Origin of the sequence: Pseudomonas sp. SCA2728.1_7, assembly GCF_018138145.1 — a bacterium.
Classification (GTDB): Bacteria; Pseudomonadota; Gammaproteobacteria; order Pseudomonadales; family Pseudomonadaceae; genus Aquipseudomonas; species Aquipseudomonas koreensis_A.
Window position 1 is genome coordinate 354,324 of sequence record NZ_CP073104.1, and the last position, 21,130, is coordinate 375,453.

Consider the following 21,130-nt stretch of genomic DNA (forward strand, 5'->3'; position numbering starts at 1 on the left):
CATGGCTACCCATCACAAACGCTTGCGCGGCGCGATCGGCCTGGCGCTGATCTGCTTGATGCCGTCGCTGCACGCCGAAGACAAAACCCTGCGGCTGTACAACTGGGCCGACTATTTTGCCGAAGACACCCTGAGTCGCTTCACCGCCGAAACCGGGATCAAGGTGATCTACGACGTCATGGACGGCAGCGAAACACTGGAGGCGAAGATGCTCTCCGGCGGCAGCGGCTACGACCTGATCTTCCCCGGCGACACCGTGGCCGAGCGCTTGATGCGCGCCGGCAGCCTGATGCCGCTGGATCAAGCGAAACTGACCGAACTGGCTGACATCGAACCCGGTTTGCAGAAGCTGCGCGGCCATTACGAGCACTCCAGCAAAGCCACGGTGCCTTACACTTGGGGCACCATCGGCCTGACCTACAACGAAGAGCAGATCAAAAAACGCATGGCCGATGCACCGGTCAACAGCCTCGATATGCTGTTCAAACCGGAGCTGGCGGCAAAATTCGCCGATTGCGGCATCTCGATGATCGACTCGCCGGATGAAGCCTTGGCGGTGGTGCTCAATTACCTCGGTCGCGATCCGCGCAGTGGCAAAGCGGAAGATCTGGCAGCAGCCAGCGAGTTGCTGATGAAGTTGCGGCCGTACATCCGCAAGTTCCAGTCGCAACCGGTGACCGATCTGGTCAATGGCAACCTGTGTCTGTCGCTCGGCTACAGCGGCGACATGACCCAGGCCCAGCGCACTTCGGACAGTGCTGGTAAGCGCACGAAGTTTCAGTACCGCGTACCGCGCGAAGGCACCACGGTGTGGATGGACACCATGGCCATTCCGGTCGACGCCAAACACCCGGAATACGCCTACGCGTTCATCAACTTCGTCATGCGCCCGCAGAACATGGCAGCGATCAGCAATTTCACCGGTTACCCGACTTCCAACGCCAAGGCGCGGGCGAGTGTTGATGAAAGCATGCGCGACAACCCGGATATCTACCTCGACGAGGCGACCTATGCTCGATTGATTCCGGGCAAGGATATTCCTCAGGCCGACATGCGCGCGCGCATGCGCACCTGGACCAAATTCAAGACTGCCACTGGCCAATGATCAATGGCCGGCGCGTTCGCCGGCCCTTATTTACAGGAATAGCAAGATGTCGACTCGTCGTGAGTTCATCAAACAAGTCACGGTCGCCGCCGGTGTCGGCGCGGCATTTATGGGTCTTGGCCTGTCGCCGGGCAAAGTATTCGCCGCTGCCCAAGGTCGCTGGTTCATGCCCGACGAGGGCGATAAACATGAGCGCGCCTACATCGCTTTCGGCGCGCAGGACGCGATTTGGGAAGACTTCACCGAAGACGTCCAGGAAGCGCTCGGTCGTATCGCCCGCGCCATCGCCCGGTTCGAGCCGGTTACCGTGTTCTGCCGCAAGAACGAGCGCAGCATCGCCGAAGAATTTTGCGGTACGCGCAATATCACTTACGTCACTGCCGGGCTGGATGACATCTGGATGCGCGACATCGGCGCCAACTTCGTCATCGACGACAAGGGTGGCCTGGGCGCGGTGGACTTCAACTTCAACGGTTGGGGTGGCAAACAGCAGCACGGTAAAGACTCGAAGATCGCCGCACTGGTCGCCGACGACGCGCAAGCCACGTACATCCGCACCGATCTGGTGGGCGAGGGCGGTGGCATCGAGGTCGACGGTCACGGCACCGGGATCATGACCGAGAGCAGCTGGATCAACCGCAACCGCAATCCGGACTGGAGCAAGGCCGATGTCGAAGCTGAACTGAAGGAGCGTCTGGGCCTGCGCAAAATCATTTGGCTGCCGGGGATCAAGGGCAAGGACATCACCGACGCTCACGTCGATTTCTACGCGCGTTTCATCAAGCCCGGCGTGGTGATTGCCAACCTCGACACCGACCCTGAATCCTACGATCACAAGGTCACCCAGGCGCACCTGGAAATCCTCAAGAACGCCACCGATGCCGACGGCCGCAAGCTGCAGGTCCACACGATGTCGCCGCCGCTGAAACCGCGCAAAAGCAAGTTCAACCAGAACAACTCGGACTTTGCCGCCGGTTACATCAATTACTTCGTGATCAACGGCGCGATCATCGCCCCGGAGTTCGGCGATAAAGCGGCAGACAAAAAGGCTTTCGATCTGTTGTCGCAACTGTATCCGGATCGCGAAATCGTCCAGCTCAACATTGATGCAATCGCCGCCGGTGGCGGTGGAATTCACTGCGTCACCAGCCATCAACCACAGGCGTGATTGACTCTTTGGCGGATCAAGCCAACTATCGGCGCACAACAACATGACCGATGGACCACAACTTGATCGAACGACGCCAATTCAGCGGAGGCATGAAGGGGAAAAACCTCCGCTATCTGAATGAGCAAGGCGCGGATGACACGCGCCTGACCCGCACCGGTTTTCTGCTGCTCGAACACTTTTCACTGCCGGCCTTTACCCAGGCACTGGATACGGTTGTCACCACTAATCTGCTGCGTCCGGGGTTGTTTTCTTCGCGCACGTTTGGCCTGGGCGACGGCGAAGTCATCAGTGATCTGGGGCTGGTTATTCGTCCTGATGCACGACTGGATCTGGCTGCGCTTCAGCAACTGGATCTGCTGGTGGTGTGTGGCGGGTATCGCACCGAACTGCGCGCGAGTGATGAGTTCATCGGCTTGCTCAGATCGGCAGCGGAGCGCGGCATCTCGCTCGCCGGGTTATGGAATGGCTCGTGGTTTCTCGGCCGCGCCGGGTTGCTCGATGGCTACCGCTGCGCGATCCACCCGGAGCACCGCCCGGCGCTGACCGAGATCGCCAAAGCCACCCACGTCAGCAGTGAGCCCTATGTGATTGATCGCGACCGCCTGACGGCGTCGAGCCCGTCCGGCGCCTTCCACATGGCATTGGACTGGATCAAGGGCTTGCACGGCAAAGCCTTGGTCGAGGGCATCGAAGATATTCTGGCTTTTGAGGAATCGCGCTACCGGCGAATCAAACCGGATGAAAACATCTGCGTCAGTGCGCCGTTGCGTGAAGTGGTGAAGCTGATGGATGCCAATCTGGAGGAACCGCTGGAGCTGGAGCAACTGGCGGTGTACGCCGGACGGTCACGTCGCCAGTTGGAGCGCTTGTTCAAGGAACAACTGGGCACCACGCCGCAGCGCTATTACCTGGAACTGCGCATCACCGAAGCACGACGGTTGCTGCAACACACCGAGCTTTCACAAGTGGAAGTGCTGGTCGCGTGCGGCTTCGTTTCCCCAAGCCATTTCAGCAAATGCTACAGCTCATATTTCGGCTACAGACCTTCCAAAGAAAAACGGCTGGTCAAGTAACCCAAGCCGTTACCCACCTGAATTCACCTCGAAATCCCACGTCGGCGTACCTCCCCCAAACACCCCGGTCAGTCCCCTCTCCCTCTGGGAGAGGGCTAGGGTGAGGGAATTGGTTGCAGTGGTCCCCAATTGTTTCCTCACCTGAGTTCACCTCGGTATCCCACGTCGGCGTACCTCTCCCAAACACCACGGTCAGTCCCCTCTCCCTCTGGGAGAGGGCTAGGGTGAGGGGCTTTTAAACGCCATCACCCACACACGTTTAACTTACACGCACTGTTACGCCATAACGGCTACAACACCTTGCGCCGTTGCCTACGCGTACGCCAGAATCCGCCGGCTTACGCGCCTTGAGGCGGGCTGTATCGTTTCCCTGTCACTGCAAAACAGTGATCGGGTTTGGTAGCCCGTTTTCTAAGCGTTATGCGCCGCTATATGCAGTCTCTTTTCGGGGCTCGGTTTTTTATGGTGGCCATGCGTGGGGCTCCTTCGGGAGCGCCGGGGTTTACTCGCTTAGACCGGTCTACCAACCTGCGCAATGGTCACCACCTCGTTTGGTAGCGTGAGTGATGGCTCCTTATTTTTTGCTAAGCGAGTGTCATCTATGTTCAAAATTACGCCAAACCCGCCAGAAACCGATCCAATCCCCTACGACGCCGCGCTCGAGCCTCAAAACATCAAAGAGGCCACCGACCGCGCGATCAACTTCTACCTCAATCCTTCCGCGCTGAAGACTTCAATACCCACCCGCAAGACCGGCAAGATCTACCTGATCGACCCCACAGTAGATAACGAAACCCTGCTCGTCGAAGCCACTGAAACATTGTCCTCCGCCACTGACATGGCCCGGGAACTCGCCGATTCGATTGACCCTTCACAGCGCAAAAAGATGCTGATCCTGCAACAGGTGATCATGCTCAGCGAGCTGGTGGTCGGCCGAGTTCTGGATAACCAGCGCTTGCCGCACTAGTCGCGATGCGGATGGGTGAGGGGGCGTGCCCCCCTCATTTGCACAGAAGCGTCCGCGAACGCGGCGCTTCACGCCTTCTATCAAAAGAACCTGTAGCGGTTCTTGTCTGGAGTTTCAGTTGATGTCTCAGCCACCCGAACCACCGGTCACCGACCTGGTGTCCCCGTACGCATCGCCCAATTCAAGAAAACTGCACGAAGCGGCAGAACGGGCGCTCGACCATTACCTTTTGCCTGCCGCGATCATGGCCACACCCTATACGCCAAACGCTCTGTTCATGGCCAACCCGCAAGCCGACACCGAGGCGTTGCTGACCAACGCTTGCGGATCCCTGGCGTCCGCCTCGGTGATGCTCGGCAATTTTGCCGGGATGCTGGAGGGCGCAAATCGTCATACGCTGCTGGGCATTGCGCAAGTGGTCATGTTGGGGGAGTTGGCGGTGAACAAAGCGTTGGATCTGGTTGTGCCAACCGAGTGATCGTGCACGTTAGTCGGGGTTGAGGGTGTCTGGTCGGGCGTGATCGCGAGCAGGCTCACTCCTACAAGGGGAACGCATTTCAAATGTAGGAGTGAGCCTGCTCGCGATGGCGTCCGTTCAGGCAAAGCATCTGCAAAAGGTGACCATCCCTCCACCCTCAAATAATCAAGCAGTCAGCCTGAGCGGCTGACTGCCTTTTTGTTTCTACAGCTGATCCGCATCAATCACCGCTTTGGCAAACGCCTGCGGATCTTCCTGCGGCAGGTTGTGCCCGATCCCGCCATTGATCAAGCGGAACTGATATTTGCCGGTAAAGCGCTTGGCGTAATCCTCCGGCGCCGGGTGCGGCGCACCGTTGGCATCGCCTTCAAGGGTGATGGTCGGCACGCTGATCGACGGCGCGGTGGCGAGTTTCTGCTCCAGCGCGGCGTATTTCGCTTCACCCTGAACCAGGCCCAGACGCCAGCGGTAATTGAACACGGTGATGTCGACGTGATCAGGGTTCTCCAGCGCTTTGGCGCTGCGGTCGAACGTGGCGTCGTCGAATTTCCACTGCGGCGAAGCGGTCTGCCAGATCAGCTTGGCGAAATCATGGGTGTTCTTCTCATACCCGGCACGGCCACGGTCCGTCGCGAAGTAGAACTGGTACCACCACTGCAACTCAGCCTTGGGCGGCAGCGGGTTTTGCCCGGCGGCCTGATTGCCGATCAGATAACCGCTGACCGACACCAGAGCCTTCACCCGCTCTGGCCACAGCGCCGAGACGATGTCCGCCGAACGCGCGCCCCAGTCATAACCGCCGAGCACCGCTTGCTTGATCTTCAGCGCATCCATGAAGTCGATCACATCACTGGCCAGCGCCGCCGGTTGACCGTTACGCAGGGTGTCTTTGGAAAGGAACTGCGTATCGCCATAACCCCGCGCATACGGCATCAACACCCGATAACCCTTGGCCGCCAGCAACGGTGCGACTTGGTCGTAGCTGTGAATGTCGTAGGGCCAGCCGTGCAACAGGATCACCACCGGGCCGTCGGCGGGACCGGTTTCGGCGTAGGCGACGTCGAGCACGCCGGCCTTCACATGCTTGAGCGGGCCGAAAGGCGAGGGCGCGGAATAGCTGACGGCCGCAGGCTCATTGGTTTGCGCTTGAGTAGAGCCAAAAGCGCTGAACAACGACAAAGCCAGAATCGACAAACCGAACGCGGTTTTGCGGGTGTGCAGTGCCATCTTCATGGTGACGTCTCCTTTGCGAGCCTTTGGCCAAGGGTTCTGAATGAACACCTGAAACCTTGAGTGCATTTGAGCGCGGAGAGGTATCTGGCCTGTGTCGAAGAACGGCTTTATCGAAAGTCGATGTGTCGCGGTGGGGTTCGTACACAGTGTGATACACGGCAGCGAAACCGACTCACCACGGACCTTATTCAAGCCAAAATAATAAGTCGCTGTTTTAAAACAAAAAATATTTCACTTCGCGCTTCCCAAAGCCAAAAAACCTTGGTAAATTGCGCCCCGTTCTCACAGCGAACCTAACGAAGTAGCTGGAAAGAGCAGTAGGGGCGTCGCCAAGCGGTAAGGCAGCAGGTTTTGATCCTGCCATGCGTTGGTTCGAATCCAGCCGCCCCTGCCATATTCAAAAAAAACGCCAACTTCGCAAGAAGTTGGCGTTTTTTTATGCCTGCGATTTGGCCTGGTTTGGTACAGCAGGCGTGCGCGGCGCCGAAGCACCGCGCACGCCAACCACTCAATGCGGTGCGCGCGGAATGGTTTTCATCAGGTCTTCGGGGCTGATGTGGCCGACCACGCTGCCCGGTTGCGGCAGGTTGAGGATGTGGCCTTTCATCTTGCCGATGATGTGCATTTCGCACGGCTTGCAATCGAACTTCAGCGTCAGCACTTCATCGCCGTGGATCAACTGCATCGGCGCGACTTTGGTGCGCACGCCGGTTACGCCTTTCGCCTGTTTCGGGCACAGGTTGAAGGAGAAGCGCAGGCAGTGCTTGGTGATCATCACCGGCACTTCGCCCGGCTCTTCGTGTGCTTCGTACGCCGCGTCGATCAGCTTCACGCCGTGACGGTGGTAGAAGTCGCGCGCCTTCTGGTTGTAGACGTTGGCGAGGAAGGTCAGGTGTGAATCCGGGTACACCGGCGGCGGGCTGGTTTCGGCTTTACGGCCGCCACGCGGGTGCGCAGCGACACGGGCGGCAGTCAGGGCTTCGATCACTTCACGGCGCAGCGACTTGAGCTGCGAGTTAGGGATGAAGAACGCCTGAGGCGCATCCAGCTTGATGTCGGTGGCGTGGTACTGCGTGGTGCCGAGCTGGCCGAGCAGATCGCGCAACTGTTCCAGCGCTTGCTCAGGCTTGTTGGCCACACCGAACGGACCGGGCAGGGTGACGCTGGCACTGATGCCTTCTTCGCTGGTGGCGGTCACTTCCAGCTGTTCTTCACGCAAACGAGCGAACCAGCTCAGGGCGACGCGACGTTCTGACGAAGTCTTCTGCAGCGCCTGTTGCCAGTTGTGATCGAGGTTGCGATTCAACGGATGATTGGGGCGCAACTTGTACAGGCCTTCGGGCATTTCGTTCGGCTCGACGCGATAGCGGTAGCGCTTCTCGCCGTCTTCTTCGAACTCGCCTTTGGCTTCAGCGATGTTGGCGCGGAAACCGACCACTTCGCGCTTCACCAGCACGTTCAAGCCATCGCCATTGGACAGCGGCTCGTGGGTCACGACCTGCATGTCACGTTTGCCGACTTTCTCGACGGTGCCGACCGGCAGACCGGTGAAGGTCGGCGAGTCGAAGGCGCCGATGTCGATCTTGCGATCGGTGACGAAGTAGTCGGTGCTGCCACGGTGGAAGGTCTTTTCCGGATCGGGCAGGAAGAAGTGCGCGGTGCGGCCGCTGGAGGCGCGGGCCAGGTCCGGGCGGTCTTCGAGTACGTCGTCGAGTCGCTGGCGGTAATAGGCGGTGATGTTCTTCACATAACCCATGTCCTTGTAGCGACCTTCGATCTTGAACGAACGCACACCGGCTTCAACCAATGCGCGGATGTTGGCGCTCTGGTTGTTGTCTTTCATCGACAGCAGGTGTTTTTCGTAGGCGATCACGCCACCCTTTTCATCTTTGAGGGTGTACGGCAAACGGCAGGCTTGCGAGCAGTCGCCACGGTTGGCGCTGCGCCCGGTCTGCGCGTGGGAAATGTTGCACTGGCCGGAGAAGGCCACGCACAACGCGCCATGGATGAAGAATTCGATGGCGGCGTCGGTTTCGTCGGCGATCGAGCGGATTTCCTGCAGGTTCAGCTCTCGGGCCAGAACAAGTTGCGAGAAGCCTGCCTGATCAAGGAACTTCGCTCGCTCCAGCGTACGAATGTCGGTTTGCGTCGAGGCGTGCAGCTCGATCGGCGGAATGTCCAGCTCCATCACGCCCAGATCCTGAACGATCAGCGCGTCGACACCAGCGTCGTACAACTGATGGATCAGCTTGCGCGCCGGCTCCAGTTCGTTGTCGTGCAGGATGGTGTTGATGGTGGTGAAAATGCGCGCGTGATACTTGCGGGCAAATTCCACCAGTTCAGCGATTTCGCCAACTTCGTTGCAGGCGTTGTGGCGCGCGCCGAAGCTCGGGCCGCCGATGTACACGGCGTCGGCGCCGTGCAGGATCGCCTCACGGGCGATGGCGACATCGCGGGCAGGGCTGAGCAATTCCAGGTGATGCTTGGGCAAGGACATAGTTTTTTTAGTCAGGCTGTCACGGTTAGGCGCGCATTCTACCCGTGAAACGCGCGCCCGGCACGCCCGTGCTGCCCGATGGCAGCTGACACTGCACAACCCCCGGTGGGAGCGAGCCTGCTCGCGAAGGGGCCAGCACATTCAGCATCAATGGCGCATGAACTGAAGCCTTCGCGAGCAGGCTCGCTCCCACAGGGCTTGGCGGTGTGAAGTCAGGCCTTGGCGGCCATCGCAGTCACTTCCACGCGCATCCCTTCAACCGCCAACGACGCCACACCTACCGCCGCACGCACCGGCCAAGGCTTGGCGAAGTAGCGCTTGTACACCTCGTTGAATGCCGCGCGATCAGCCATGTCGGTCAGGTAAATGGTCAGGTGCATGACCCGGTCCATCGAGCTGCCGGCGCGTTCCAGCGCAACTTTCAACGCTTGCAGGGTGCATTCGCTTTGCAGGGTGATATCGCCCAGTTCCAGGCTGCCGTCGGCACGGGTCGGGATTTGCGTGGACATCATGATCCCGTTGAACGTGGTGACGTCCGACGAAATCGAGTCTGCGTCCGGATCGGGGGTAAAGGTGATGTCTTGGTTAGCCATGCGGATCCCTTGTCTGAGCGAGTAAATCGCGCCAGTTTACAGATTCACGGCTAACGGACAAATGATCAGCCGCCACCGCAGTGAAAGCGTAGAGGGCGATCAAACCGGTTGCGTCGCCGCTTCTGCCGCGATCGCCGCAAGGACGCTGGGGCGGGCGGCGACCCGCTGGGAGTGGGCGGCCAGCGACGGCCAGTCCTGCAGGTCGATATTGAAGTTGGGCAGCCACGTCAGCACGGTAAACAGGTAGGCATCGGCGATACTGAACGTGCCCAGCAAATAGTCCTGATCGACCAGTTTGCGGTTCAGGTAGTCGAGGCGCTTGAACAGTTTGTGGGTGAAAATCGCTTTGGTCGCCTGTGGAATCTGCCCATCGAACAGCGGTGCGCAGCCGCCGTGAATCTCCGTGCTGATGAAATTCAGATCCTCCTGCAACCGTGTCCGCGCCCAACTGCCAAGTGCCGGCGCCAGTGCGCGTTCGGGGACCTGATCGGCGAGGTACTGCAAGATCGCCGGGCCTTCGGTCAGCACTTCGCCGTTATCCAGGAGCAGCGCTGCGACGTAGCCTTTGGGGTTGATGTCGCGAAAGTCTTGCCCGTCAGCCGTGCGCTTGCTCTGGTTATTGACGCGAACCAGTTCAAACGGCATACCCAGTTCCCGCAGCACAATGTGCGGAGACAGCGAACAGGTCAGCGGGGCGAAATACAGTTTCATGGCACTTCCTTGGAGAGAGAAGGCGCCAGATTCCATTGCCGTGGTGGCTTTCGCAAAGGTCATTTCGGGTGTTAGCGTATGACAAAATCTCATGAGCAATCATCATCCCATGTCCGTCCGACTTCCTTCACTTAATGGATTGCGTGCTTTTGAAGCGGTCTGCCGATACATGAGTTTTACCAAGGCTGCCGAGGAACTCAACGTCACCCAAACCGCTGTCAGTCATCAGATTCGCCGACTCGAAGCCGAACTGGGTGTGGCTCTTTTTCTGCGGCTCAACGGTGGTTTGGCGCTGAGTGAAGACGGGCAGGCCTACTTGCCGGGGGGGCGTGCAGCGTTTCAAGCGCTGCGTTATTCCACTGAACAGTTGCTCGAATCGCGCGATAAAAGCGTACTGACCATCAGCACCTTGGTGTCCTTTGCGTCGAAGTGGCTGTTGCCGCGTTTGCCGTCCTTTCAGCAGGCGTTTCCTGCTATCGATGTGCGCATCAGCGCGTCCACTGAGCGGGTCGACTTTCGCAAAGACGCGATTGATGCCGCGATCCGTTACGGGCGGGGTGACTGGAAAGGGCTGCGTGCCGATTTTTTGATGTCCGATGAGGTCTTTCCGGTGTGCAGTCCTGCACTGACGAAGACGTTGCGCGCGCCGGCGGATCTGGCCAATCACACGTTACTGCAAGTCAGCGGCGTGACGGCCGGTGACTGGGGCGCCTGGCTACGCGCAGCGGGCCAACCGCTACAACTCGCAGAAGGTCCGCGCATGACCTTCGACCTGGCGATGATGGCGGTACAGGCCGCTGTTGACGGACAGGGCGTATGCATTGGCCGTTCGACCTATGTCGAGGACGATTTGCGGGCCGGGCGTTTGGTCGCACCCTTTGGTCTGCGCTTGAAAGATGAACTGGGCTTCTATCTGGTGACGCCCGATGAAACGGCGCAATCGAAAAAAATCGTGGCATTCAGGACATGGCTGCTGGCGTTGCTGGCGGACGCAGACACCTTTGTATAAGCGTGTATCAAGCTGTCGCGCAGACACATGCGCACAATAAAGTCAGGGTTTACGACACATCAACGATACAGGCGACTCCCACAGTAGAGGTCACCCACCACTACGTTTGAGAGGGCTCCACCATGCATCGTCCACTGTTACTGGCCAGCGCCGCGCTACTCGCTTCAATGATCGGCATCGTCCACGCGGCTGACGCACCGGCCAAGAGCTGGCAACAAGGCTTGAGCCGCACGGACCTGGTTCGCCAGGATCTCGGTACGGCCGAGCGTGAGGTGATCCAGGCTCGTGTCGATTTCGAACCGGGCGTGACGTCGCCAAGACACGCGCATCCCGGTGTTGAGGTCGCGTATGTGATCAGCGGTACTTTCGAATATCAACTGGAGGGCAGGGCGCCGGTGACGTTGAAGGCGGGGGATTCGTTGTTTATCCCGCAAGGGGTGGCGCATGTTGCGAAGAATGTTGGCGCAGACAAAGGCTCGGAGCTGGCGACTTACATCGTCAAAAAGGGCGAGCCGGTGCTGATTCTCAAACCGTAGGCCCGCGATTCAATGGAGCGTCGCCGCTCGGCGACTCTCGCCAATCCTGATGCGGTCGAGCGCCCGGTTCAACGCATCGAGGGCATCGAGCAGCGCTTTGGCCTCGGCTTCGCGACCTTCGCCCCAGAGGCGCTCGGCCATTTTGTTCAGCGTCTGGATCGAGCGTTCGATCTCTGCGGCGGTTGCGGGTTCTTTATGGGTTGGTTCTTGCTTCGGCATTCGAGGATCGTCTCGCCAGGAAACTCTGAAGTTTCATTTTTAACACGTACGGGCGCACGAATCCGCGAAAACGATGAGGGCGAAAAAACCGGAAAAGGTCATAACGCCCTTGACGCTTTGAAGCGGGTGGTGACTACGATTGCTTATTAAGGGGCGAATCCGAAGACTCAGTACCGAAGACGGCGGCTGTGCAGGACCCCAGTCAGCATAAGAACGGGATGACATGTTCGAAATTTTCGAAGTAGAAGTGCCAGGTGCGCAGTTTCCGTGCTCGAAGGAATACCAGACGGAAAAGGACAAAGCCAAGCGATGGCAGTGGCTGTTGAAAAATGCACATGGCAAGCAGGCCAAGTGTTTATGCCGCGGGCAGGGCGCCAAGCTTCTCAATATCCGTTACCTCAAAGGCAGTGATCATTACTTTCTCGCCAAGTGCGCGAACACCGGGTCGGAGCACGCGTTCGATTGTCGTTTTTTTAGTGAAGCAGAGTCTCGTTCCGGACTGCGCGCCTATGTTGAAGGCGTTGTGCTGGAGGGGGGCGACAACGATGTCAGCGTCCGTCTATCACACGCTATTCAAATCAGGGCGAATAACGATGGCGATGATCCTCAGCCTGTCCTTGCGCTCAATCCCCGTAAACTGCGAAGAACGCAGCGTGTGATGACGCTTTTGGGGCTGCTGCATCTGCTTTGGACACGCAGCAATCTGCATGCCTGGGTTCCTGCGATGGAAGGTAAACGCAAGGATGCAATCCTTGAGTGGCAGCTCAAAAAAACGGCGGAGAACATCAAAACCCATCGTATGACCCTGGATCGAGTGCTTTTGACTCCTGCGCAAAGAAGCTCGATGGACGCAAAGCGTAACGTCTCAGTGCTGGATACGGCCAAGAAGCATAACTACCGGCTGCTCGCCGTTGGAGTGCTTGAACCTTTTGCCGGCGCGGTTGAAGACATCGTGGATCAGATGCCCGCGCTGTCGCTGATGAACAGCGCGGGTATACCAAAGCTGTACCTCAATGGGCAGGTCTGGCCAGATGCACAGAAAAGTTTTGCTCGAGAGGTTGCAGCCTGGAAAAAAGGTGCGAAGACCATCGCCATCGCTTTTTTTAACCTTCGTCAAAACAGCAAGTACTACGATGTTCTCGAGGTCGCACTGATGCGCGTGAGTGACATGCTCATTCCATTGGATTCGAGTCTTGAAGGCGTCGTCGAGACGATGCTGCGTGAGCAAAAACGTAAATTCTCCAAGCCGCTGCGATTTGACGCAGATGAACAAACCCTTCCCGACTTCTGGTTGAATGACCTCAAGGATGAATATCCAATGGAAGTGTTTGGTATGAACACTGCAGATTATCTGCAGCGCAAAGCGGCCAAAATCATTCACTACCAGACTGAGTACTCAAAGCGATCGGGATGGTGGCAGTGGGATGCCGCTGAGGACCCCGATGCGAGAAACATTCCGCAACTGCCGCCTGCAATGAAATAACCACAATGTGAATGGAGGACCTGCATCCGGGCTTGCTGCACTATGAGCTGCGAATGACCCCTCGACCGCGCGAACTAGCTCGAGAGCTCCGCAGCAGGACCGATCAGGCCTTTGGCTCTTTCGTACAACTCGTCGAATGTGATGACTTGAACATCTGATAACGCGTTTCTGAACATCTGAAAGGAACTGAATCTGTCTTCATGGATACTGCCGTTTTGGTTGGTAAACTCAGCCAGCGTTCCAATGACAAGAAACGACTTTGGTTTGTACATGTAGAGCTTTTCACCGCAGTCGAATCCCTCGTCGTCCTTGACGGTGAGGCTTGTCTTCAGGTTTTCCATCGATACCTGAACCGTGCGCTGGAGTTGCGCGATACCGCCCGCCAGTTCATCGGATATCGCCCAGGCACCAGGACGGTAAGATGTACTTACCTGACGAAGTAAAGGCTTTTCATGGGTCTTGATTTCGGCGAAGCACAGCGAGCTGATCATTCCATTTGAACTGAGAAGGGCATCAACTCGTTTGCCGGCACCCTTGACGCTATGCCCTGCAACCACTTGCTCAAGTCTGCCGTCCTGCAGTGGAGTGTTGAACAGGTAATTGAGACCAAAGCCAAAAATCCACTGGTTTTCCTGAAAAAATTTCTGCCAAACACTCTCCGGCCCCGCGCCGCCTTCAATCCTGCTTCTGAAAAAGGACGCGTCGTTCAATAAGCGTTGAAATGTCTTCAGTTGGGTTCTTTTTTCTTGCATGCCGCGGATGTCGTCGACGCTTACCTTGCCTTCAAGCAACATCGTCAACACTTCATTTAATGCCCGGCTGTCCTCTTGCGCACGTTTTAAACCTTCCGACACTTCCTCCGTGGCGAAGTCATTGTCTAGTCGATTACTTAAATCACTGAGTTTCGACTGCAGCGCCAAGCTGAGTGTTAGGCCATCTGCCAATGCATGATCAAAGGTATAGCTGAAGATGAGGTGTTGTTGATTCGCTGAGAAGAATGGGGGGGTTGAAAGAACAGAGCTGAACAGCAGCTTGAAACCGGAAAAATAGGCGGTGACCTTTTCAAGATCCTCGGCCACACGGGTTGGCTCAATAAATAGCAGCACATCGAAGGCGTCGTATGAAATCGTTGCCGAAGCAATGCCTGAAATCAGTTGTGAATATTTTAAGTAAGTGACCTTGAGTGGCTCTGGCGCTTTATTGGAGTCCGCGAGTTGGTAACTCAATTCGGCATCACGCTCATAGATCCACGCAACCGACAGCGTTTGTTTCTTCGCCGCTATCCTTTTCAACGCGGCTCGGGCGACTAAGGTCTTCCCTGTACCTTGAGCCATTTGGATCAAGGCGAGCCTGCTCCCGCTCAGATACGATTCCACAATGCGTTCAACGGCTGTTTGTTGTACTGAGTTCAGATTCATTTGCCACTCGTGTAGATACCGACGGAGAGATAAGACTTTAGCGCCATGCTGCCGTTTTCACGCAGGAACGAGAATCGAATCCCGCGGTAAAAATGCAAAGGCCGAAGGCAGTTGGCCGAACGACGAGCACAACGGCATTGCTCGAAAAGCAATAGTCATTTGCGATTCCGGTGGATTGTTGCTGTCAAGGGCTGAAGTAAGCATCGGTTCATCGCTGCAACTCAGCGAAGTGCACCCGACCACATGGGCAACTGCACCGCGCAGGCTCCGCTCCCACGCGGGAAGACGTTCAGCTCGCGAAAATTGCGACTCGACTTCACCGACGTCGCTCAACTTTACATCCATTTCGGTCAGCCGGTACTCGCGCATCAGTGCCTGGGCCTGACGCAACGCCGTGGCAGCTTCGTTCTCGTTGGCGCTCTGTGCCAGTGCTAGGCAGTGCTTGATCTTGCGGATCGCGCGCTCGAGTTTCTTATCGTCGATCTGTTGTGCAGACATAGGTGATCCTCGCCGGGTATATTTGGCAGTTGAATTCGGGGGAGTGCGATAGGAATGCTCAATGATTACGGGAAGAGCTTGTTCAAACCGTGGTGTTCCGTTCAAAACGTGACGCTGGTACTCGCTCTGGTTTTTGTCGTCGGATTAACGATAAAAACATACGCGTTAAATAGCTCTGAGATCGCTAGCTGGGTCCAGGCCTTCGGTTCGGTAGCGGCGATAATTGTGGCCGCTTACTTTCCAGTTTGGCACGGGCGAAAAGAGCTCCAGCGCAGACACCAGTCTTTGGCAGAAATACTTCGTGTCCTGTCTGATGACGCTACTGAGTCTCTCCACTTGCTGGCAAGCGCCTTCGCTTGTCCACATCGCGAAAAGAAAGAGATGATGAGATACGAAACTTTTCATCGAGGTCGAGATTGGCAGGCTCTCACAGACCAGCTTTCGCAAATACCAGTATCCGAGCTGACTCCACAGTTAGCGAGAGACCTAAGCTACGTCAAAGATGCCGTAGAGTTTGGCTCTTTCGTGGCAGCACAGATACCTGAATGGATGCGCGCTGGAGGGTATTCTCGGCCGGATGTTGTTCGTGTACTACGGACAAAACGTGATCTCGTTGGAGTTATCAGATCTCGGCTGCCAGTGCCACTGGGAGTGGAATCGCCAGAGTTGTCTCAGGCGCAATTGGCAACGCAAGTAAGTGAGATGAAACGGCCGAATTTTGAGCCCCTAGCATTCGATGATGCCGAAGTTTACAGAAGATATGTATGGGATGATTACAGATGGCCACTTCCGCAGCGTGTATTCATTCATGGGGTATATCCTTACTTCAATGATTTTGGCCCAAGCTATATGGAGCTTCCGCCGAACTTTTTTGGAATGCAAGAAATTGAAGAATATGTACGCAGCTATTGCCGAATTCTTCACGAAGAGCATTTGGAATCTGAGATGATGCGGGAGTCGGAAGGGGCTCTTTAAGCTAATTGCCACAAAAGCAGTCAATGTCTTCTGAGAGATATTCGAAATCAAAGTAGTCTGCCGGGATCGTTGCTCGGCAGACCAACCCATCGTGTTGTAGTCGGCGCGATCCTGTCGGAACACCTGGCCGAACCGCTCCTCGGTGGCTGACCACCAGATAACCCGCGAGGGATCATCGATGATGGTTTTTATCAGCTTGCCTGCGTTCTTCTTACAGCACAGGTCGCAGTTGCCGGAGTCGGAATGCATTCCCAGATCGAGGGGCTGGGCCGCCCAGAACGCACCGACATCCTCCTTGGTGACACCAGCGGTGTAGGACAGGCAGATGTTGTCCCATCGGGTGCCGCCTCGATCATTGGCGGCCATCATGCGGTGGAAGCGCTTCGGTTCGTCGTGCCGGATGCCCACGACGCAATCCCACTCGGTGTAGCCCAGGGCGCGCATGTGCTTCTCGCCGATCTTCACCTTCAGGTAAGCGGTGCACATGTTGTTCGAGAAGTTTGGCAGCACCGGAGGCAGGTTCTTTTCAGCCTTCCGGTATGCGGCGTAATACTCGAGCATCATGGTGAAGGGTTCGCCGTTGCGGCTGGCAGTTACGAAGTCCACCAGCCTGTACCATGGAGCGTCATCCGGCTGGCCGTACTCGCGGCACCATTCCATCCAAACAATGTTCACTTTCCAGCGCTTGCCGATCTGGTCGATGAAGACCAGCGTTTCCTCGCGCTCTTTGCCGGTGTTCTGAAAGAACAGGTGCACGTCTGGTTGCAGCGCGCCGCCGTGTGCTTCGAGGATCTTGTAGATCATGTGCCCACTGGTGCGACCACCGTTGATGCCGATCTGGGCCGGGCCGGTGATCAGGTAGGGATTCATGATGGCTCCTTATAGCCAGCAGTCTCGCCGGGGCGGCATTGACTAGTGGCAAAATAGAATTAAATGGTGTTTGCTACTGCTCGGCATGACGCCTGATCAGGAGGAGCGATGTGTGAGGAAGCGCTGAAGGCAAACGAAAATGAGCCTTTGATGGCCGCTAAGCGGCTTTACGAGCAATGTCTTGAGATTCGAAATTTTGAGATCAGCCAGTTGGCCAATCGAAACAACTTTTTGATGATCTTTCAGGGTGTCCTATTCGCCGGGCTGGTCCAGTCATCCGGAACATTCCCTGTCGTGTCATTCATGGCCTGCCTGACTGGGATTGTTGTGTCCTGGTTCCAAACTCAAATTGCCGCTGGCGCGAAGTACTGGCAAGAACACTGGGAGCATGAGCTCAAGGCAGCGGAGATTCGACTCCTCGGACTCTTACCGGTCAGCGATGAGCGGACAGCTGTTAAACTGTTTTCAAAGAGCCGAGAACAGATCAAAAACGATGTTCAATCTCGGCTAGAAGTTGGCACGGAGAGCCTGACCATTCGCGCTCTGATCCTTAAGAAGTATTCGGTTAGTAAAGTGCCTATCAAGCTTGGTTTATCCCTCATGGGGATTTGGACGGTCTTGCTTCTATGCACAGTTAATTTCGGCTGGTGCATTACGGTTCCCGACTTCATCACCGGATTTAAGCGCTAGGCCCTGGATCAATTATCTCGTCACCCGGATCACGCCTCAGTTCAGCCAGGCTTTCATTCCGAAATACCCGCGCTACGCTTTCGCTAATCACGAATTCGTGGCGCGCTTTCAAAGCCTCCCGCGCACCTTCACGACCGAGCGAATGAACGTAGCGCAGACAGCCTTCAATCACTGAGGCCTGTTCGGTGTCTTCGCTCCAATCCATCAGCTCTTCCAGCTTTTGCCGTGTTCCGAGCCGGCACCGGTGCCGCAGCTCCTTCTCGTCTAACTCGATCCGTTTCAGCGCAGCCTTCGCCGATCGCTCCTGTCCACTCTTGGCCATGGCCTACCTCTTCAATTCCACTGGCCGGCAAGTCCAGCCAGCTCTGTAACGGTTAAGTTCAAAAGTCCGAGATCCGTATGACAACTTAGATTGATGTGATGGCAAAACGCGATTACGATGCCGCCCCTTCATAAGGGAGTTACACAATGTTTCCAAGGTATTTTCGCTGGATTTCCGGACTGGGTGTCATCGCCGCGGTGGTGGTTTTCGTAGTTTCAGGTCTGAGAATCTGGTCTGGCATGGCACCTACCACAGATCTGATTCAGCCGATTGTCATGACGATTTTTTTGAGCTGGATGTTCACTCAATCGACCAAGGCTTGAGGCAGATCACGCTGCCACCTTGACCAGCCTCACGCCGGCCATGCTGAGCTTGTCGTCCTGGACCACGACCATCGCGTCGAGTTTCTCCCAGTCCACAGTCAGTACCGAAATAGGCGCATGGCCGCCAGCGACGGCATGGATTAGCGCTTCCAGATCGAACACCTCAGCTTGCAGGTGCATCGGCACCGCGGTAGTGGTCGCTGGCTTCGACGCAGGCTGAATTGGTGAGGAAACTCTAACCGGCGCCGGGCTGGCGACTGTTGCAGGCTCAACCGGTGCGTTGGCTTGGGCCTCGTCCGCGATTCGCTTCATCTCCTCCTGACGGATCTGTTCACGCTGCGCTTCGGCTTTCTGCTCCTCGGCCTTCTGGTGTTCGGATATCCGCACCTTGATCAGCGCGACCAGGTCGTCGTTCGCTTTCATCACCAGTTGCTGAACGTCGTTAAACAGGAACATGTAATCGTCTGCGCGCTCGTCCAGGGTGGCCAAGTTGTTCCGGATGCTGTCGCCGACCTGGCTGGCGGCAATCTTTGCCCGGGCCAGTTCGGAATCGGCAGAATCGCGCAGGCTGCTGATCGTCTTTTTGCCTTTGATGGCTCCGGCGAAATCTGCAGGCACTGCCGGCATACGCGTTTTGCCGCCCAGTGAAGCGTGGTTCTGGTCGATGTGGACCTACAGCGCCTTCGCAGCATCCATGACGATGTCTTCACGGATGCTGAGCTTGCGGGCTTTCACCAGTTTGTCGAGCATCAGACGCATGGCGCGGGCCACGGCGCTGATCTCGTCGATGGTGCGGAACAGCGCGTCGATGCTTTCAGTTTGGCTCAGCGCATGCTGGTTTGCAGCTTCCAGACGCTCCTCGACATCGCCGCACCACTTCACTGCTTTCTCGGCGTCGGCGAAGTGCTGATCCGTTTCCAGTTCGGTATTGATCGAGTTGAAGACGGCCAGCGAGTGGGCTTTGAATTGCTCCAGGTTGCTGGCGATTACCATGCCGGTGACTTCGATGCGCAGCGCTGGCAATGACTCCGGCGTTTTGCCTACGGCTTCCGGCATCACCTCAGCGGGAGTGAAGCCCTGCAGATCGGCTTGGAACTGTTTCCAGCCTGCGACGAGTGTCGCGGACGGCCCCGATACCGGCGTGTATTCCATAGAAACGAAGTTTTCTTCAGTGCCGTCGGAGCAGACGAAGATCACCTTCTCGGCGCCGCTCACCAGCATCGTCGCGCGATTCGCCCATCAGGGCGTGCACTTCGATGATCTGCTGAGCCAGGAGGCTGCATGACGATCGCAAGGAAGCAGCCAAAGTCGAAGAAATGCTGTGTCGTATCGTGTGGGAAATCTTTCATCCCTTCGCGCCTGGGGCAGGCCGTATGCAGTCCGGCTTGTGCGGCAATTGATGCCCCGCGTCATCAAGAGAAAGCTCGCAAAGCGATCGACCAATGCGAGCGCCGCGAGATCAAAGTCCGCTAGGAGAAGCTGAAGAGTAGGGCGGAGCACATGCGCGAAGCCCTGGCCGCGTTCAACGAGTGGATCCGCCGGCGTGATGCCGATCGCCCATGCGTGAGCTGCGGTCGCCACCATGAAGGCCAATACCGCGCTGGGCACTATCGCTCTATGGGAGCGAACCCCGAGCTGCGATTTGAACCGCTCAACGTTTGGAAACAATGCGCGCCGTGCAACACCTACTTGTCCGGCAACCTGGTGAATTACCGACTTTCGCTCCTGCAACTGATCGGCCCGGAAAAGGTTGATTGGCTGGAAGGGGCTCATGAACCCTGCAAGCACACCGTCGAAGAAATTAAAATCGTCAAGGCCGACTATCGAGCCAAGACCCGCGAACTTAAGAGGGCCGCTGCATGACTTATCGCAATGTGATTTCCGCTGTAGTCCGAGCCTTGGCCGCCGAGACAATTAGCTCCACCGGTGGCTGCGATTTTGAGCCTAAGGTGCAGTGCGCCAAACAGAAGCGGGAGATCGTTGGCAAGGAGGCGGCGCTCCTTCAGGACTGTTGAGTGTTCGGTCGGCTGCATAAGGCGCTATCCCCGGCGCACTGGCGTGCGCTCGTGGCGAAATACTCTACCCACGAAGAGCGGAAAAATGGCGCCATTCTAGTTGCTCAATTCGGTGAAGACGCCAGCGCCAAAGCGCTTCCGGGAGTGTGCAGTGCTTACTTGGGCGATTCCTCAAGTTGCCGGCACTGAGGGGAAGCGCTCTGCCTCCGTACTGCCGGCCGCCTGGTATGACATCACCAACTGGGGTAACGACGGCAAGCCGGAATCGACCCGTTATCGGTGGCGCTCGTCGATCCGCAAGGCTCTGGACGATCAGGTAAATGAGGCGCTCACCGCCGCTCAGGAGCTACTAGACGCAGAGGGTTTAATCGAAAGTCGCGCCGCGTAGCAAAAAGCCATTGCAATGAGTGAGAAAGTGAGAGAGTTTTATTCATCCTGACGATTTTACGCGTTAGGGATTTAGAATTCGAAGCCTCGCCATTGTGCGGGGTTTTTTTCGCCCGCTCGTCGAAGAAACCGCACTCCCTGCCGTCGATCCTTCTCTCAATAGTATGCGCAGTCCCTGCGCCCCGACGGGAGAAAATTATGATTGAAGACAACAACGGCCCTGAAGCGCCATACCCGGGGCCCGACGAGAAAGCACCAGACTCTGGCGAAGGTCATGATTCCGGACTTGAGCAGGCTGAGTCCGAGCCAAAGCAGGGCGCCGACGAGAGGCCAGAAGATTGGAATCCACCACCTGGAAACCCTGGCTCTGACCAAGACGCCCAGGCGGGCCGTGAGAATGGCGGCGCGAAATAGGCTCTATCCAAAGCATACTCTTCACACCGCCCGGCCAAGCGCCGGGTTTTTATTGCTCCCGAATGGCCACTTTCATATAGATTGGTGCTGATTGGCAGTGGAGATCAGGAATTGGCAAAACGAATGGATCGTACGCAATTATT

At 56.9% G+C, this 21,130-nt stretch carries 17 protein-coding genes, 1 tRNA gene and 4 pseudogenes; 12 read left to right on the forward strand and 10 right to left on the reverse strand.

The window, feature by feature from the left end; all coding sequences use genetic code 11:
* Nucleotide 1 precedes the first annotated feature (1 nt).
* The 5 genes from KBP52_RS01480 to KBP52_RS01500 all read left to right on the forward strand — a co-directional run bounded on the left by KBP52_RS01480 (nt 2) and on the right by KBP52_RS01500 (nt 4,794).
* The gene (locus KBP52_RS01480; protein WP_212621842.1) at nt 2–1,105 is read left to right on the forward strand and encodes an extracellular solute-binding protein; all 1,104 of its coding nucleotides are present in this window, start codon (nt 2–4) and stop codon (nt 1,103–1,105) included.
* Between the two features lie 46 nt (nt 1,106–1,151).
* The gene (locus tag KBP52_RS01485) at nt 1,152–2,273 is read left to right on the forward strand and encodes an agmatine deiminase family protein (protein ID WP_212621843.1); all 1,122 of its coding nucleotides are present in this window, start codon (nt 1,152–1,154) and stop codon (nt 2,271–2,273) included.
* A gap of 50 nt (nt 2,274–2,323) precedes the next feature.
* Nucleotides 2,324–3,349: a GlxA family transcriptional regulator gene (locus KBP52_RS01490; protein ID WP_212621844.1), complete on the forward strand. Its 1,026-nt coding sequence runs from the start codon at nt 2,324–2,326 to the stop codon at nt 3,347–3,349.
* A 601-nt stretch (nt 3,350–3,950) separates the two neighbouring features.
* Nucleotides 3,951–4,316, forward strand: a complete 366-nt coding sequence (locus tag KBP52_RS01495; protein WP_007919069.1) for a hypothetical protein — start codon at nt 3,951–3,953, stop codon at nt 4,314–4,316.
* 121 nt (nt 4,317–4,437) lie between these two features.
* Entirely contained in the window at nt 4,438–4,794 is a 357-nt protein-coding gene (locus KBP52_RS01500) for a DUF6124 family protein (RefSeq protein WP_077572651.1), read from the forward strand.
* A gap of 204 nt (nt 4,795–4,998) precedes the next feature.
* Here KBP52_RS01500 and KBP52_RS01505 read toward each other — a convergent pair whose 3' ends face one another.
* The gene (locus tag KBP52_RS01505) at nt 4,999–6,027 is read right to left on the reverse strand and encodes an alpha/beta hydrolase (protein ID WP_212621845.1); all 1,029 of its coding nucleotides are present in this window, start codon (nt 6,025–6,027) and stop codon (nt 4,999–5,001) included.
* Between the two features lie 319 nt (nt 6,028–6,346).
* Between KBP52_RS01505 and KBP52_RS01510 the strand changes: the two genes are divergently transcribed.
* Nucleotides 6,347–6,421: transfer RNA gene (locus KBP52_RS01510), tRNA-Gln, on the forward strand.
* A gap of 114 nt (nt 6,422–6,535) precedes the next feature.
* On the opposite strand, the gene KBP52_RS01515 is transcribed toward KBP52_RS01510, so the two are convergent.
* The 3 genes from KBP52_RS01515 to gstA form a co-directional block, all read right to left on the reverse strand.
* Nucleotides 6,536–8,524 carry a U32 family peptidase gene (locus KBP52_RS01515; protein ID WP_212621846.1) on the reverse strand — a complete coding sequence of 663 codons (1,989 nt, stop codon included), beginning with the start codon at nt 8,522–8,524 and terminating at the stop codon, nt 6,536–6,538.
* A gap of 212 nt (nt 8,525–8,736) precedes the next feature.
* On the reverse strand, nt 8,737–9,117 hold the full coding sequence (locus tag KBP52_RS01520) for a RidA family protein (RefSeq protein ID WP_007919637.1): 381 nt from the start codon (nt 9,115–9,117) through the stop codon (nt 8,737–8,739).
* A gap of 99 nt (nt 9,118–9,216) precedes the next feature.
* Complete coding sequence (gstA, locus tag KBP52_RS01525) at nt 9,217–9,828, reverse strand: glutathione transferase GstA (protein ID WP_212621847.1); 612 nt, start codon at nt 9,826–9,828, stop codon at nt 9,217–9,219.
* Between the two features lie 109 nt (nt 9,829–9,937).
* On the opposite strand from gstA, the gene KBP52_RS01530 reads away from it, so the two are divergent.
* On the forward strand, nt 9,938–10,837 hold the full coding sequence (locus tag KBP52_RS01530; RefSeq protein WP_212621848.1) for a transcriptional regulator GcvA: 900 nt from the start codon (nt 9,938–9,940) through the stop codon (nt 10,835–10,837).
* A 122-nt stretch (nt 10,838–10,959) separates the two neighbouring features.
* Nucleotides 10,960–11,373: a cupin domain-containing protein gene (locus KBP52_RS01535; RefSeq protein WP_212621849.1), complete on the forward strand. Its 414-nt coding sequence runs from the start codon at nt 10,960–10,962 to the stop codon at nt 11,371–11,373.
* A 9-nt stretch (nt 11,374–11,382) separates the two neighbouring features.
* On the opposite strand, the gene KBP52_RS01540 is transcribed toward KBP52_RS01535, so the two are convergent.
* On the reverse strand, nt 11,383–11,592 hold the full coding sequence (locus KBP52_RS01540) for a hypothetical protein (RefSeq protein WP_212621850.1): 210 nt from the start codon (nt 11,590–11,592) through the stop codon (nt 11,383–11,385).
* A 223-nt stretch (nt 11,593–11,815) separates the two neighbouring features.
* Between KBP52_RS01540 and KBP52_RS01545 the strand changes: the two genes are divergently transcribed.
* Complete coding sequence (locus tag KBP52_RS01545; RefSeq protein ID WP_212621851.1) at nt 11,816–13,075, forward strand: DUF1173 family protein; 1,260 nt, start codon at nt 11,816–11,818, stop codon at nt 13,073–13,075.
* Between the two features lie 74 nt (nt 13,076–13,149).
* Here KBP52_RS01545 and KBP52_RS01550 read toward each other — a convergent pair whose 3' ends face one another.
* From KBP52_RS01550 to KBP52_RS01565, 3 genes and pseudogenes are all read right to left on the reverse strand, one after another.
* A complete protein-coding gene (locus KBP52_RS01550) occupies nt 13,150–14,493 on the reverse strand; it encodes a Shedu anti-phage system protein SduA domain-containing protein (RefSeq protein WP_212621852.1) in 1,344 nt (447 codons plus the stop codon).
* Nucleotides 14,494–14,715: 222 nt separating this feature from the next.
* A pseudogene (locus tag KBP52_RS01555) lies at nt 14,716–14,991 on the reverse strand (DUF2786 domain-containing protein); the annotation flags it as partial.
* 726 nt (nt 14,992–15,717) lie between these two features.
* On the reverse strand, nt 15,718–16,836 hold the full coding sequence (locus tag KBP52_RS01565; RefSeq protein ID WP_249122235.1) for a hypothetical protein: 1,119 nt from the start codon (nt 16,834–16,836) through the stop codon (nt 15,718–15,720).
* A gap of 108 nt (nt 16,837–16,944) precedes the next feature.
* Between KBP52_RS01565 and KBP52_RS01570 the strand changes: the two genes are divergently transcribed.
* Nucleotides 16,945–17,526: a hypothetical protein gene (locus KBP52_RS01570; protein WP_212621854.1), complete on the forward strand. Its 582-nt coding sequence runs from the start codon at nt 16,945–16,947 to the stop codon at nt 17,524–17,526.
* Here KBP52_RS01570 and KBP52_RS01575 read toward each other — a convergent pair.
* Together KBP52_RS01575 and KBP52_RS01580 are read right to left on the reverse strand one after the other, a co-directional pair.
* Nucleotides 17,516–17,848 carry a hypothetical protein gene (locus tag KBP52_RS01575; RefSeq protein WP_212621855.1) on the reverse strand — a complete coding sequence of 111 codons (333 nt, stop codon included), beginning with the start codon at nt 17,846–17,848 and terminating at the stop codon, nt 17,516–17,518. The genes KBP52_RS01570 and KBP52_RS01575 overlap by 11 nt on opposite strands.
* Before the next feature lie 329 nt (nt 17,849–18,177).
* Nucleotides 18,178–19,392 (reverse strand): annotated as a pseudogene (locus KBP52_RS01580) (Heme peroxidase); the annotation flags it as partial.
* A 60-nt stretch (nt 19,393–19,452) separates the two neighbouring features.
* Here KBP52_RS01580 and KBP52_RS01585 point away from each other — a divergent pair.
* Nucleotides 19,453–20,034, forward strand: a pseudogene (locus tag KBP52_RS01585) (recombination protein NinG).
* Nucleotides 20,031–20,574 (forward strand): annotated as a pseudogene (locus KBP52_RS30390) (hypothetical protein). The pseudogenes KBP52_RS01585 and KBP52_RS30390 overlap by 4 nt, the downstream one beginning before the upstream one ends.
* Nucleotides 20,575–21,130 lie beyond the last annotated feature (556 nt).